At 56.0% G+C, this 14,979-nt stretch carries 12 protein-coding genes; 2 read left to right on the top strand and 10 right to left on the bottom strand.

Annotated features, from left to right (window positions below; translation table 11 throughout):
- Positions 1 to 15: 15 nt before the first annotated feature.
- Both DSCA_RS25790 and DSCA_RS25785 read right to left on the bottom strand, forming a co-directional pair.
- Positions 16 to 1,902 carry a bifunctional acetyl-CoA hydrolase/transferase family protein/GNAT family N-acetyltransferase gene (locus DSCA_RS25790; protein WP_155319183.1) on the bottom strand — a complete coding sequence of 629 codons (1,887 nt, stop codon included), beginning with the start codon at positions 1,900 to 1,902 and terminating at the stop codon, positions 16 to 18.
- 101 nt (positions 1,903 to 2,003) lie between these two features.
- The gene (locus tag DSCA_RS25785; RefSeq protein WP_155319182.1) at positions 2,004 to 4,163 is read right to left on the bottom strand and encodes an acetate--CoA ligase family protein; all 2,160 of its coding nucleotides are present in this window, start codon (positions 4,161 to 4,163) and stop codon (positions 2,004 to 2,006) included.
- 872 nt (positions 4,164 to 5,035) lie between these two features.
- On the opposite strand from DSCA_RS25785, the gene DSCA_RS25780 reads away from it, so the two are divergent.
- Positions 5,036 to 5,746: a FadR/GntR family transcriptional regulator gene (locus tag DSCA_RS25780; RefSeq protein WP_155319181.1), complete on the top strand. Its 711-nt coding sequence runs from the start codon at positions 5,036 to 5,038 to the stop codon at positions 5,744 to 5,746.
- Between the two features lie 204 nt (positions 5,747 to 5,950).
- Here the strand turns inward: DSCA_RS25780 and DSCA_RS25775 are convergent, their stop codons facing one another.
- The 4 genes from DSCA_RS25775 to DSCA_RS25760 form a co-directional block, all read right to left on the bottom strand.
- The gene (locus DSCA_RS25775; protein WP_155319180.1) at positions 5,951 to 7,558 is read right to left on the bottom strand and encodes a fumarate hydratase; all 1,608 of its coding nucleotides are present in this window, start codon (positions 7,556 to 7,558) and stop codon (positions 5,951 to 5,953) included.
- A gap of 303 nt (positions 7,559 to 7,861) precedes the next feature.
- Positions 7,862 to 8,752 (bottom strand): acyltransferase, encoded by an 891-nt coding sequence (locus DSCA_RS25770; RefSeq protein ID WP_155319179.1) that lies wholly within the window; start codon positions 8,750 to 8,752, stop codon positions 7,862 to 7,864.
- Positions 8,753 to 9,015: 263 nt separating this feature from the next.
- Positions 9,016 to 10,044, bottom strand: a complete 1,029-nt coding sequence (locus tag DSCA_RS25765) for a patatin-like phospholipase family protein (protein ID WP_155319178.1) — start codon at positions 10,042 to 10,044, stop codon at positions 9,016 to 9,018.
- Between the two features lie 248 nt (positions 10,045 to 10,292).
- Positions 10,293 to 11,021 (bottom strand): polyamine aminopropyltransferase, encoded by a 729-nt coding sequence (locus DSCA_RS25760; RefSeq protein ID WP_155319177.1) that lies wholly within the window; start codon positions 11,019 to 11,021, stop codon positions 10,293 to 10,295.
- Between the two features lie 116 nt (positions 11,022 to 11,137).
- Between DSCA_RS25760 and DSCA_RS25755 the strand changes: the two genes are divergently transcribed.
- Positions 11,138 to 11,443: a hypothetical protein gene (locus DSCA_RS25755; RefSeq protein WP_155319176.1), complete on the top strand. Its 306-nt coding sequence runs from the start codon at positions 11,138 to 11,140 to the stop codon at positions 11,441 to 11,443.
- 327 nt (positions 11,444 to 11,770) lie between these two features.
- Here the strand turns inward: DSCA_RS25755 and DSCA_RS25750 are convergent, their stop codons facing one another.
- The 4 genes from DSCA_RS25750 to DSCA_RS25735 all read right to left on the bottom strand — a co-directional run bounded on the left by DSCA_RS25750 (position 11,771) and on the right by DSCA_RS25735 (position 14,975).
- Positions 11,771 to 12,820: a cytochrome-c peroxidase gene (locus DSCA_RS25750; RefSeq protein ID WP_155319175.1), complete on the bottom strand. Its 1,050-nt coding sequence runs from the start codon at positions 12,818 to 12,820 to the stop codon at positions 11,771 to 11,773.
- A gap of 270 nt (positions 12,821 to 13,090) precedes the next feature.
- Complete coding sequence (locus DSCA_RS32150) at positions 13,091 to 13,297, bottom strand: hypothetical protein (protein ID WP_174783999.1); 207 nt, start codon at positions 13,295 to 13,297, stop codon at positions 13,091 to 13,093.
- A 337-nt stretch (positions 13,298 to 13,634) separates the two neighbouring features.
- Positions 13,635 to 14,000 (bottom strand): hypothetical protein, encoded by a 366-nt coding sequence (locus tag DSCA_RS25740; protein WP_155319174.1) that lies wholly within the window; start codon positions 13,998 to 14,000, stop codon positions 13,635 to 13,637.
- A 54-nt stretch (positions 14,001 to 14,054) separates the two neighbouring features.
- Positions 14,055 to 14,975, bottom strand: a complete 921-nt coding sequence (locus DSCA_RS25735; protein WP_155319173.1) for a cytochrome b/b6 domain-containing protein — start codon at positions 14,973 to 14,975, stop codon at positions 14,055 to 14,057.
- Positions 14,976 to 14,979 lie beyond the last annotated feature (4 nt).

Raw genomic sequence — 14,979 nt, 5'->3', positions numbered from 1 at the left:
CCGGCATCCGTTCTGTCATGCCGGACCATCCGCCAACTCGTCAAATCGGCACTTGAGCATCAGCGAATCCCCGTCAAAGCTGGTTTTGACCTTGTAGGGAAGGGTCTTGAACAGCGCGATCATGGCCCTGTTCGACGGTGAGGTATAGGCCACCAAACCGGAAATGCCGTTATCCCGGGCGGCCCTGGCCAGTTTGCGGATGAAGAGCTTTCCCAGGCCCTTGCCCTGGTATTCCTTGGAGATGGAAAACGCCACCTCGGCCACGTTGACATCCACGAGCAGCAGGTATTCCCCGACCCCCACCACCTTGCCGAAGCCGAACTCCCCCACCACGGCCACCAGGGTCAGGTCCTTGATGTAATCGATCTGGGAACGGGTCTCCACATCGCTGCGGTCAAAGCTGATCTTGTCGTGGAAAAAGCGCAGCTGCACATCCTTTTTGTCCAGGCTGTAATAGTGCTCCTGGATCCGCCGCTCGTCGACCGGCTTGGAGGGCCGGATGGTGATTTCTTCACCGTCGCGCCTGACGGCCTCTTCCAGGTGAATGGGATAGATCCCGCGGGTGGCTTCTCCCAGTCGACGCTCCCGGCCGATGAGCCGGGCTTCCTTGGCCGCATCGAAAAGCCATTCACGATGGTCCGGGTGGGCAATTCCGATCATGGCCAGCACCCGCTCCTGAAGACTTTTGCCGGACAGGTTCACCGCGCCGTATTCGGTGACCACGTAATGCACATCTCCTCTGGGCACCACAACGGCAGGGCCGTTCAGGGCCGGAACGATGTTGCTGCGCTTGCCGTCCCGCGAGGTGGAATAGAGCATGAGGATGGACTTCCCCCCCCTGGACCGTTTCGCCCCCCGGACAAAATCCGGAATGCCGGAAACACCGGCGAAAAAGGTGTGCTCGGAAGCTTCGGCCGCCGTCTGCCCCGTGAGGTCCATGGTGTGGGCCACGTTCATGGAGATCATCCGGTTGTGCTGGGAGATGACAAACGGGTCATTCACATAATCCGAGGGGCGGAAATCCACCCCCGGGTTGTCGTGCAGAAATTCATACAGGTTCTGGCTGCCGATGGCGCAGGAGGCCACCAGCTTGCCGTCGTTCAGCCCTTTTTTGCGGTTGTTGATCACCCCCGCGGCATACAGGTGCATGACGTCATCGGTGATATACTGGGAGTGAAACCCCAGGTCGTTCTTGTCGGCCAGGGCTTTGACCGTCGCCTGTGAGGCGGCGTCCAGGCCGATCTGCAAGGTGGAGCCGTCGTCCACGAACCGGGCGATGTGCTTGCCGATCCAGTCGGCCGGCCCGGATCGTTTGCGGAGGTTGACGGACAATATCGGCTCCTCGTGCTCCACCAGCACGTGGACATTGTTGACATGGATGAAGCTCTGTCCCATGGTACGCGGCATTCGCGGGTTCACCTGGGCTATCACCAGGTCCGCACTCTGGGCGGCGGCAAGGGTCACGTCAACGGAAACCCCCAGGCTCATCCAACCGAAATCATCCGGCGGCGACACCTGGACCAGGGCGACGTGAATGGGCATTTTCCGGGACAGGAACAACCCGGGCACTTCGGACATGTTGATCGGCGTAATGAAGCGCATGTAACGGGCGATGCCCTCCGTGTCCGCCGATCCCAGATAGATGGTCCGGATGTTGAGGCTGTGGTCACGGGTCTTGTCGGCGATTTCGGACAGGGAGGTCGTCTCCCGGCTCATCAGTCGGACAATTTCGAGCCCGCTGATACCGACGGCGGCGGCCGACAGCGCCCGGACCAGTTCCTGGGGTTCGCCGCTGGCGCTGCCGATATACACCCGTTTACCGGGACGGATCATGGCAATGGCCTCCTTTGCCGTCCGCTTCTTCTCCACATAACTGTCAGCCCAGTAAAGTGACCGAGTCATCGCCTGCCTCCTGTTTGAAGTAAGCCCCCTTGCACCGGCACGCTATTGCGCTGTCGAGCGTTCACCTTTTTTGATAGCCGGCGTATCCGCCTCTGATCATATCAGCTGTCTTTTTCCGGTTTTTCGAGAATAAAACGGCAGTCCGCCACGGTAACCCCCTCGCCATCCGGATGAACCAGCAGCGGGTTGATGTCCAGTTCCTTGATTTCCGGGTGGTTGATGACCAGTTCGGAAAGGCACACCAGCATCCGTTCGATGGCGGCGATGTCTGCCCGGGGGTCCCCCCGGTATCCCGAAAGCAGCTTGTGCCCCTTGATGCTGCGCACCATGTTGCGGGCGCCGTTTCGCGTCAGGGGCGCCAGCCTGAAGGCCACGTCCTGAAATACTTCCACGAAGATGCCGCCGAAGCCGAACATGATCAGCGGCCCGAAAATGGGGTAGCGGGTCATTCCCAGAATCACTTCATGGCCTTTGGGTGCCAGCCGCTGAACCAGCACGCCGGCAACCGTTGCATCGGGACTGTACTTTTTGGCATTGTCCACAATGGTTTCAAAGGCCCCGGTGACGGCCTCGCGGCTGTCCGGCCCCACGATGACCCCGCCGGCATCGGATTTATGGATAATCTGGGGGGACACGATCTTCATCACCACGGGATACCCCATCCGGTCGGCGGCATCCCCGGCTTCGGCCGCGCTGGTGGCCAGCACCGTGGGCAGCACGTTAAACCCGTAACACGCCAGCAATTCGGTGCCGCCGATTTCACCGATGTAGGTGTTGCCCTGATCCAGGGCGTCGGCGATGATTTCCGCCGCGCGCGCTTTATCGTGTTTGACGGGAAAGGGTGCCAGTTGCTGGCGGTTGAGCCATCGGGAATAGCGGTACAGGGCGCCGAACGTCTTGGCCGCGCTTTCGGGGAAGCGATACACGGGAACACCGTTTTCCTGCAGGTACTTGACGCCGGCGGACACATCGATGATCCCCATGAAGCAGCACAGGATGGGTTTGTGTGACCGCCGGGCGATATGGACGATGGCCTCGGCCGTGCCGATGGCATTGGTCATGCTCTGGGGGGTCAGGATCACAAGGGCCCCGTCCACCTCCTCGTCCTTGATGACCGCGGAAAGGGCATTTTCATAGCGGTCCTGGGCCGCGTCCCCGATCACATCCACGGGATTGTTCACGTTGGCGGTCAGGGGCAGATGGCTTTTGAGCACCTCGATGGTGTCGTCGCTGAACGTTGCCAGTTCCAGTCCGGAGGACACGGTCATGTCCGTGGCCACGATGCCGGGGCCTCCCGCATTGGTGACAATGGCCACCCGGTTTCCCAGCGGCACCTTGCGGCGCATCTTGCCCAGGGCGCTTTCGTTCTTGTAGGCAAAGGCGGTTCCGAAATCGAACAATTCGTTGATCGATTCCACGCGGATGATGCCGCTCTGGGTAAAAATCGCATCGTAGACGGCTTCGCTGCCCGCCAGGGAGCCGGTGTGGGACGCGGCGGCCTGGGCCCCGGCGCTGGTGCGGCCGGATTTGATGGCCAGTACCGGTGTGGGCCGGTCACCGCCGGTAATCTCCTTGACCGCCTGGATGAATTCGGGCCCCCGCTGCAGCTCTTCGATGTAGAGCATGATGACTTCGGTCTCCGGGTCGGCGTGAAAATAGCGCAACAGGTCCAGCTCATCCACATCCGCCTTGTTGCCGATGGAGACGAACTTGGAAAACCCGAAGTCCTTATCGGCAGCGAAATCCAGGACGGCCGTGCACAGGGCGCCGCTCTGGGAAATGAAGGAGATGTTGCCGGCCGCCGGCATGCGGGCGGAAAAACTGGCGTTAAGACGTACATCGGCCATGGGGTTGATCACCCCCAGGCAGTTGGGGCCGACCACCCGGACGCCGGCTTCACGGCACATGGCCACAATACGCTGTTCGATTTCAAGACCTTCGCCGCCGACCTCCTTGAATCCCGCGGAAACGATGACCACGGCCTTGACGCCCTTGTCGATGGCGTGCTTGATGGCCGTTTCCGCGTGAATCGGGGGAAGAATGATGATGGCCAGCTCAATGGGATCCGGAATATCCTTGATATCCGGATAGGCGCGAACGCTGGCAATGGACTTCGCCCTGGGATTGACCGGGTACAGGGTACCGGTAAAACCGCCTTTAAGAATATTGACAAAGATATCATGACCGACCTTCCCCGGGCTGCTGGAGGCGCCGACCACCGCCACGGAGGACGGGTTGAACAATGCATCAAGACCTTCCATAGATAAACACCTGCTTTCGTAATTATCCGGCTGATTCAGCCGTTAAAAAATTAAAAAAGGGATCGCGTCGGTTCCATTCCGTGCGCGCATCCCGATTCGATCGATAGTTGTTTGTAAAGCTACAAGCAGCCCCTGCAGGCATCGTTCGGCCCGGGCCGGTGATCCGGTCCTTGCGGGATCCGCGATCATGCGATGCGGCAACCACAATTACGGGCTGCCGTCACCATGGCCTCGGCCGCTCCGATATTCCGCTGTTCGGTGAACCGAAAGGCCCCTCTCCGACCGACCACCAACAGTATCATTATCCGTATTTTCAGATCCGATGCAACTCCCTTTTTATAAAAATCGTCCCCTCCCTGATCAACCGCAACGCTTATGGGCTCCGGGCAGACCAGAAACCAGATTAATTATTGGTTATACCATAGATAACGAAGGGCGCTGACGCCTGTCAAGCACAAAGCGCTATCCGACTTGAACTATAAATAACCCCATGCTATTATACGGATATTGAGATCCTGGGCGGAAGGGAGAGATCCGGCGGAAGCAGGGCTACATCCCCGGGGTTTGACATGGTAAGACCAATTTAATTCCTTTTCCATGTGTCAATCCATCGGCAGAAACTTCCACGCCCCAGCGCCCCGCCGTTTCCCGCGGTTCCTCCTGCAACGGGCTGGCATCACTGGAAAGTTTTGAATTGCAGTGCGGTCCCAAATCCGTTAGTATCGCCAGCGTCCTCGGGCACGGACGAACCATGAACCGCATCACCCGTAGCCGCCCCGGCCCGGCACCACGATGACGGCCACGCCAACCATCGAAGACACCTGTCCTTCACGGGAGCCATCGACAATATCAAACGGAACGGTAAGCAGACCATGCCACACAAACTCAAACCCATCAAACCCAAACGAATTTCCGACCAGGTGTTCGACCAGCTGAGGGAACTGATCTTCCGCGGTGAATTCAAACCCGGCGAAAAAATACTCACCGAGCGGGAACTGGCTGAAGCCTTTGGTGTCAGCCGCACCTCGGTGAGAGATGCCATCAACAAACTGGTGGTCATGGGGCTGCTGGAACAGCGCCAGGGCCAGGGCACCTTCGTCCGGTCGCCTGAATCCAGAGAGAAGAGCATCGTGGCCAACATGGTGGAGAGTCAGGACGCTTCCATTACCGACCTGCTGGAAGTCCGCATGGGGCTGGAATGCAATGCCGCCGCCATGGCGGCTACCCGGGCCGTGGAAAAGGATTTCCAGTTCATGGAGAAAAGCATCGAGGAGATGCAAAAGGAAGTCCGATCCGGAAGGCTGGGCACCGAGGCCGACGCCTCGTTCCACATGGCCATCGCCTATGCGACGAACAACCCGCTCCAGGTTTTCATCATGAAAAACTTTTACGATTTTCTGTTTACCGGCATCAAGGTCAACCTGGAGGGCCTTTACAAAATACCGGGCAACATCGACATCATTCTGGACCAGCACAATGCCATCTACCGGGCCATCCGTGAACACAACCCGGAGACCGCCTACCGCGCCATGAAACGGCACATCGACTTCGTCTACCATTTCTTCGAAGGCCAGGGGAAATGAGATGGGAGGTTTGGTGTTGGAGGTTGGAGACGGTTAGATCATTCGTACCCCGCTCACGTAAGGTTGAGATTGGAAATTAGAAATTGGGTTGTTCATGCTTTATTTTCTATTTGATAGCGTTGGTGCCAATTTGCAGGCATCCTAATCCACAATCTTGTTTCATCTCCCCTAAATTTCTAATTTCCAATCTCTAAGTTCAACATTCTATAGCAAACCTTCGAAGAAGTCATTGCCCTTGTCGTCCACCAGGATAAATGCCGGAAAATCCTTGACGGTGATCATATAGATCGCCTCCATACCCAGTTCAGGATACTCCAGCACCTCTACCGAGGTGATGCAATCCTTGCCCAGCCGGGCGGCCGGCCCGCCGATGGAACCGAGATAGAACCCGCCGTATTTCTTGCAGGCGTCGGTCACCTCCCGGGAGCGATTGCCCTTGGCCAGCATGACCATGGATGCGCCTTGGGCCTGGAAGATGGGCACGTAGGGATCCATGCGGCCGGCCGTGGTGGGACCGAAGGAGCCCGACGCATATCCGTCCGGTGTTTTGGCCGGGCCGGCGTAGTAGATGATGTGATCTTTCAGATACCGGGGCAGCCCCTCGCCGCTGTCCATCCGTTCCTTGAGCCTGGCATGGGCGATGTCCCGGCCCACGATGATCTTGCCGGACAGTTTCAGCCGGGTGGCCACCGGGTATCGGGTCAGGATGGCCCGGATGTCGTCCATGGGCTGGTTCAGGTCGATGGCCACGGCGTCATCTTCGGCCCCTGCGGGTTCGGGGAGAAAACGGGCGGGATCGGTTTCCAGCTGCTCCAGGAAAATTCCTTCGGCGGTGATCTTGGCCTTGACGTTGCGGTCGGCGCTGCAGCTGACGCCGATGCCGATGGGGCAGGAGGCGCCGTGGCGCGGAAGGCGCACGACCCTGACGTCCAGACAGAAATACTTGCCGCCGAACTGGGCGCCGATGTCCAGGTCACGCGCCCGCGCCAGCAGCTCTTTTTCCAGTCCCCGGTCCCGGAAGCCATGGCCGGTCTCGCTGCCGGCGGTGGGCAGCCCGTCCAGGTAGCCGGCCGACGCCAGCTTGACCGTCTTCAGGTTGAACTCTGCCGACGTCCCTCCCACCACGAAGGCCAGGTGGTAGGGCGGACAGGCCGCCGTGCCCAGGGTCTTCATCTTGGCGGTAAGAAAATCAACCAGGGTCCCGGGATTGAGCACGGCCTTGGTTTCCTGATAAAGATAGGTTTTGTTGGCCGATCCGCCGCCCTTGGCGATAAAGAGAAATTTGTAGGCATCCCCGCCGGTGGCATAAACCTCCACCTGGGCCGGCAGGTTGCAGCCGGTGTTCTTCTCTTCATACATGGTCAGGGGCGCATTCTGGGAATAGCGCAGGTTGGCCGTGGTATAGGCGTTGAAGACCCCTTTGGAAAGCGCTTCTTCATCGCTGAAACCGGTCCAGACCTGTTGCCCCTTCTTTCCCATGACGATGGCGGTGCCGGTGTCCTGGCACATGGGAAATTCCCTTTCGGCGGAAATCACGGCGTTTTTGAGCATCTCCAGAGCCACATAACGGTCGTTGTCCGAACTTTCCGGATCGTCGAAAATCTTCTCCAACTGGGCCAGGTGGGCCGGCCGCAACAGGTGGGAGACATCCTTGAAGGCAGCCTCAGCAAGCAGTTCCAGGGCTTCGGGCGCAACCTTGAGAACGGTCTGCCCCTCGAACCGGGCGGTGGAAACATGCTCGGTGGTGAGCAGCCGGTAGGCGGTATCATCTTCGCCCAGGGGGAGTAATTCGTCATACTTGAATTCGACCATGGTTCATCTCCTTGACTGATTGGGGGGAAAAGGGAGTGCCGTTCAACAACGGGCAACGGCATCCTTGCCGCACAAAAAAAGGATGAAGGGGGTTAACTTAATGGGTGGGCTTGGACAATGTCAAGGCGTTTCATGAAAACCGGCGGATCCGGGGGTCAGCGAACGGGTTCCGCCCCCTGACGGCGGGTGCACCCGGGCGCAGCGCGGCAGTGGGTGGCCAATCGGAACCCGGCAGGGCGATGTGAAGCGGGGTGTCTGCCGGCAACGGCATTTTCTGGCCGGCACCATATTTGAAAATGCGGTTCAGGAGGCCAGCATCGTTGCCATGTGCCGGTCCTTTTCGTGCCACAGGGAGTTGAGCCAGTTCTGGAAATCCCTTTTGAACTCCGGGTCCTGAAGGTAGTCTCCCATCAGTTCGCTGTTGATGGGCAGGGTGTTCACGCGCACTTTGACCTCTTTGACCCGCCCGCAGACAAAATCCCAGAAACTGGCCGCACCCTGGGGATAGGCAATGGTCACATCCACGATCTGCTGCAGTTTGTCGCCCATGGCCGCCAGCACGAAGGCCATGCCGCCGGCCTTGGTACGCAGCAGATGGGTGTACGGCGACCGCTGGCGGGCGTGTTTTTCACGGGTAAAGCGGGTGCCTTCGACGAAGTTCATCACCGACACGGGGATATGCCTGAATTTGTCGCAGGCCCGTCGGGTGATTTCCAGGTCTTTGCCGATCAGGTGAGGGTGCTTTTTCAAAAACTGCCTCGAGTAGCGTTTCATGAAAGGGAAATCCAGCGCCCACCACGCCTGACCCAGCAAGGGGAACCAGAACAGTTCCTTTTTGAGGAAAAACTTCAAGAAGGGAATTTTGCGGTAAAACACATTCTGCAGAACCAGGATGTCCACCCATGACTGGTGGTTGGCCACCACCATGTACCACCCTTTGGGATCGAGATCGTCCAGGCCCTGCACATCCCAGTGAATGCCGTTGAACAGGCGCTGGTTCAGGTTGTTCACGCCGATCCAGCAGTTGGCAATGGCGGTCAGGAGCCGCCGGCAGCCGGTCTGGATCGGTTTGACCGGCAGCAGCAGCTTGAACAGGGCGACGATAAAAAGCGCGGTGCAGCAGACCACTGTGTTGACGGTATAAAACAGGATCGATAATACGCCGCGAACCCCATGGATCAATGATTTAGACATATGAATCACTCCGCAATCCTTCATCTTTGACGGGTAAAGACCTTCCTGAAGCGTATTTCTATGGTATAGGAGAAGTGGTGACAAGGTGGGTGTGGCCGGTTGACAAAAGTTTTACAATAAATGACCAGGGTCATTTTGCGGGCAGGGATGAGCAATGGCCGGCCATCGCCGGCGGCGGGGAACCGCCGGGCGCTCTTGGTGAGTTCTCAAATCCCGGGACCGATCCGGGCATGCGAAATTTTGACGGCAGGCCAGGCAAGCGGTCAGGGCCGGTTGGCTGGCTTGCTGCTCTTCTTGTCATACCAGTCGAAATAATGATTGGCGCCTTTCCGCCCGGACTGTTCCAGTTTGGTCTTCATGGTTTCGGAAAGGTCGAAGTCGGTGGTCCCCACGCCGAGAGTATCGATGTATATCGTCCGCTGCCAGTCGTCGCTGTGCAGGTGGCTGTTCAGCTGGCTTTCCAGGACGGTGCCGATCAGCGCCTTGATGTAATCGAAAAAGTCGGCAATGCTGGCGTGCTGGGGTTCGGCGCCGTCCCGGAAAACGCCGATCTCCTGCTTCGAATCCAGGCGGAAGCCCAGGGTCTGCTTGTTGTAGACATACCGGCTCGAGGAGGGGTGGGACTTCAGGAAACGCTTGTTTTCCTCTTGGTAATACTCGGTCTCTACCCCCATTTTGGCGCGTTGGGCGGGGTCGATGTACTTGTCGCGATCGAAAAGCTTGACCGGAAAATTATTCAGCAGGCCGCCGTCCACATATACATCGTTTCGGGCGTTTCGAAAGGCGGCGAAAAAGAGCGGAATGGACATGGAGATGCGCACCGCATCGGCGATGCGGGTGGTCGGGGTGTGTTCCACGGAAAAAACTTCTCCGAACCGGGTGCTCAGGTTGGCGCCATAGACATATAGATCCGGCTGACCGGCGGCCTTGAGATCCCGGAAGGTGGCATGGGGGTTTTTCAGCTTTTTGTTGATCAGGCCTGATATCCAGTGGTGGAAAAAGTCGCCCTTGTACCATCCGAATTTTTTGATCAACCGTTCCGTGTCACGCACCAGTCCCCAATTGTCATCCATAAAATTGTTGAAATCCAGCTTCTTCAGGATCCTGCGCTGCTCGATGATCTCATAGCCAAGGGCGAACAGGGTGGCATTGATGGCACCTGCGGAAGTCCCCCCCACCCGCGTAATGTTCTTCAAAATACCCTTTTCCTTCATGGCCTGCATGGCACCGATGTAGGCGATGCCCTTGACCCCACCGCCTTCGAAAACCAGATTTTTGAAATGATACGCCATGATTTACTCCTTTCGCGTTGGTGGTTGCCGGAAATTTTCCCAACGTGCGGACACATCAAATGAGGAGCAGGACAGGTGTCGAATAAACACACTCAGGATCGCTGGAGGCGAAGGAGTCGGATTGCGCGTTGGGATATTTTACAGTCTGAAGCCGCTATAGTTGAAACGGACACACGCGTGGACGTTGAGTCGGCATGTCTGTCCTCGGCAAACAGCAGTTTACCATAACTGCAAGGAGATGGCACTCTTCATTTTGACCGATTGCTGCAGCGCGCCACGTAGACACCATTGGTGGCCACTGTTTGCTGCAGGGGATTGTCAAAGTCGACACGGTGGCCCTCAGCACTGGCAAAAACGGTGGACATCAGCTTGAGAAAATCATCTTCCGGCGGATCGTTTGACCAGAGGGCAAAGATGCCATGGGGCTTTAAAAACGATTTCAGCCGATGCATGCCCTTGATTGAATACAGGTCCGCGTGACTGCCATGCAGCCAGGATTCCGGTGTGTGATCGATATCCAGTAATATGGCGTCAAACCGGATGCCTTTCACCGCCGGGTCAAAGCCGTCACCGCGGGCCAGGGCAAAAAAATCGGCATGGTGATAGACACAGCGGGCATCACCGGTGAGCACGTTTCCGTTGGGCACCAGACCCCGACGGTGCCACTCGATAACCGGCGCCAGGGCTTCGACGACGACGACACGCGCCACCTGTTTGAATGTTAATGCGGCGGCGGCCGTGTAGCCCAACCCCAGGCCGCCGACCACTACGTCCCAGCCTGCCCCGTCCAAGGCACCCAGGCCGATGTTCGCAAGGGCCGCTTCGGCGTCATGGAACAGGCTCGACATGAGATATTCCTCGCCAAGTCTGACCTCGTATACCTCGCGGCCGTCGAGAGTAAGCATACGCCGACGCTGAAGGACCAGGTCGCCCAGGCGGGTTTTCTGGTAATCGAGTTCTTCGAATTTTGGTTTCATGGGCAATTCGTTTACCCTTCCCCCGGCAGACAACGGGAAATGCACGGTTTGGTATCGGTTGGAGTCAATACGTCTGATTTGATCTTTAAGTTGGAAGCCGCAAGGATTGATCCAGTATGGTTCTGACCGATCCACCCGGTTTGCTGATATCCAATCCAGCGGTTTCATCAAAAACGCCCGGATGCCTGATGCCGCAGCTTTCTTCAAGAATAAGCTTTTCTTCTTCGGCTTTTTTAAGCTGGGAAATATCCCGTAAGCGATTCCCACTGCAATTTGTCGTATCTGCCGCCCCAAGTTCTCAAAAAACTATTCAAGACGCTGTAGACGGCAATCAAAACAATGAAAATTGCCAGGTTGTTGAACAGACCCAAGAATACCGCAGTGCCGGAAATCATTCGTTACCCTCTTTGGACCATGCTTAATCATTCAGAAGTGTTGCCACTTTTTGGAGACACAGCCTGGCAGGTATACTATCGCACGAATACACATCATCGCCAATCCGGGCTGCGGAGGCAAGAATAAATTGCAGGCTATATTTATAAGGGTGTTGAAAACAAGAATCAGACGGTCAGGAATGGGCGTCGAAAGCTCATGGTAACCGGGCACCGGCCCGTTTTTCAGTTTTTCATAAGAGGTGTATGCCTTGTATTACAAAGCCCGGCGAACGAGGCCGGGCCAGGAATTAAGTTTGGATTGGCGACGGTCGAATAGTCCGTGCGCTTTTTCCTATTGCATTTGACCGCTGTCCGTCAGTCGGTCAACGTCATCAAAAAGGCAACAACGTCGTCGACTTCCTGATCTGTCAGACCGAGATTGCCCATGTCGGCTGTATTTAAGTTGGCGACCACCTCCGGTTTCTCCCATCCCCCAACATCTCTTGTATTTTTGAAATTGACGATGTCTTTGAGGGTCGCAAAGTAGCCATTATGAGAATAAGGTGCCGAAAGACCGACGTTGCGAAGCGTAGGAACTTTGAATTTACCGTTCTGCATACTATCGCCCAAAAACCCACCCAATCCAAGATCTACCGGGTTGTCGGCAAGCAACGGATTGACCGGAACGCCGATGTTGGCATAGGTGTAGTTCGTAAAAAGAGGTCCCTTACCGGTGACGTCCGTCATGGAATGGCATTGGGAACAGTTGGTGGCAAAAAGATCCATACCACTTTGTTCTTTTTCACTGAGATTGCCTTGATCAAAGCGTGAACTGAACGTCTGGACCTCATTTGACCGCTCATAGGCCGCAATCGCCAGGGCAATAAAGTCATAGGCGAGATCTGCATCAACAAGAGAGCCTTCGCCAAACACTTCGTAAAAGACGTGGGTGTAATTGGAATCCCGAACCACTTGAACGACGGAGTCTTTACTGGGCATGTTCATTTCCACCGGGTTTAAGGGCGGCCCCTGGGCTTGCTCGGCCAGCGGGTCACCCAGGGTCCAACCGGTGGCCCGGCCGTCCCAGAACATGCCTCCCACATACTCCCCCCTCTCATCCTGCTGGAGGACGGGACTGAATCCGGCATAGGCCGCAGTGGGTGCGTTGCGCCCCCCCTTACTGACACCATCGTCACCCAAAGAGACCACGGTAAAATAAGGATCACGGCTGTTGGTAGGATCTGCGAACCCGGCCACATGATGATGACAGGTCTGACAGGATTGGGTGGCATTCAATGAAAAATCTTTTTCCTGGTACATAATTTTACCGAGTTGCTCCATATGGGTTAACCCGGCTGCGGAAACCGCGCCGACGGCAACGGTAAACAGCAGGATCAATGCACCGGTTATTGCTTTTTTTACCATTGTAATTTCTCCTTTAATCAGTATTTCAGCCTGACTTATTATTGCGGACGACACCTTATCCCCGACGAAGGCCGCGGATAGATATGTTCTGTGGTTCTATCGCCGCCAGCTCCTTTCGCTAAAAATCGAAACCGGCTGCGTCTTTCCCGGCCGGCCCTGCTATTTCAAAGTCCTCAGCTGAAGATTTTCTCAACCTCTCCTTTCTCAAAGTAGTGAATAGACTTTTGCGGATGGAGGGACCGTGCAGGCCCCTCCATTGGATCTACAACATCATCCGCAGTCACCCGGGCCATTGCCGGTGCCGTCGCCGGGACCGTCTCCGCCGTTGCCTGTGCCATCCCCGGGACCGTTGCCGTTATTCGCCAAAATGAGAAGATGGTCCGGACTCAAATCGGCATTATCCGAACTCCACGCCGGTGCGCTTACCAGCCCTGCCGCCAATACCAAACAACCGATCTTAAACATATTCTTCAGCATTCTATTTCCTTTCTGCGACTCAAAAGTTGATTAAATGTGTGAATTTTCCACGCGCCCCATATCAATAGTGTTTAATATGAGGCCCGGGTTTCGTAATTCGAATTACAACAAAGAGACCCTTTAAAGGGTTACCAAACGCGGCCGTCGTCACAACCGCGGGTTTGTGCCTATTTACTTTAACAGCGTTCTTCTCGTAAAAAGGTTACAAAAATGGTTGAATGCGTTTACCTGTTGCATGCATTATTGATGGTTTGGCAAGTGCCGGGTGCAACTGCAATCCGGAGGAAGCGTTTATTGAACTGCAATTTAATACTCGGGCGAGCCAATGGTTTATCAGCTACCAACCTCTTTTCCCCTTGCTTTTTCCACCATCGCCTCCCCTGCAGGCGCCGCCCTTCGTTCGCTGGCTTTGGCCGTATCCGCTTGAAGGTGCATTAAATTGGTTACCTCGTCCGTAGGCAGGGCGATTTTCGGGTGGGCCCAGATATTTTTGGCGGTCTTGGGGAGTCAAATTTTGGAGACGTTCCTGCCATTCGGCGCGGAATGCTGCTCGCGCTTCCGCAGAATCGCTGCGCAGGGTTCCGCGAAGGGCGGCAAGTTCGTCGGTCGAAAAAGTGCTGAAGTCCGCTGCCCATAGCGTCACCGTGGCAATGAAAAGGCCGCAAACCAGTCCCAAGATGATTCCGACACTTGTCTTCATCATCAAAGCTACCTTTCTTAAGAATTAGTTTTCAATCATGGAAAAATGGATTCAACCCTAATGGTCTCTCATAATTTGCCCGGTGGCCGGGTCCAAATATAGTTCAGCCATGCGACCTTGAGCGTCGGTCGCCTTGACTTCAACCTTTCCGTCCTCAAAGTCAATTTCTTTGATCTTTGTATAACCCAACCCTTCAAGATGGCGTTTTATTTCATCGGCACTCAACATTCCCCTTGCCTCTGATTTCCAGCCTTGCGTCCCTCCCTGTTGACGGGCATTGCCGTTACCCGGCGCGAAGCCTGCCGGGGATAAAGCCGCCGTCAGGATTAAAGCAAGACAGAAACTGAAAATTAAGTTTTTCATGGGGGCCTTGACTTTCTTTTGATAGGGCGGGTTTTCATCCCCGGCGGATTCCTTTTGCCCGGTAAACATGGCTTTGACCAGATTTTCGCCAGTCAGCATCCAGTCGGCGATGACGCCACCGATATGAATGGCGATGAGACATAGAAGCACAATAGAAAAGGCCTCATGGAACTCAGCCATGGATTCGCCGGCATGCGCAGAAAGAAGGGAGGCCCATGGCCCGACCGCTTCATCCGACCCCGCCGGTAACCCAGTGATCACTTGAACCATTAGCCCCAACAATAATAGGACAATCATCCAGCCCCCCAAAGGGTTGTGACCGATAAATCGCGGCGGGCTAAATTTCAAAAGCTGGATCGTATACTGTTTTACAACGGGCCATGATCTCAGGAACTCTGAAAATTGGGCATAGCCGGTGCCCCAGAACCCCCATATGAACCGAAAGAGGATCAAAAACAGCACGCCGTATCCGAAAAAAATATGCAGCGCGAATCCCCTGCCTTCAACTTCAGCGGTTACCACCTGAAAAACGATCAGGACGACCAATGCCCAGTGAAACATCCGCACGGGAATATCCCATACTTTAATTTTATTTTTGGAATTTGAGATTGTCATGCCC

This window comes from Desulfosarcina alkanivorans (assembly GCF_009688945.1).
Classification (GTDB): Bacteria; Desulfobacterota; Desulfobacteria; order Desulfobacterales; family Desulfosarcinaceae; genus Desulfosarcina; species Desulfosarcina alkanivorans.
This window is presented reverse-complemented; position numbering and strand designations above follow the sequence as displayed.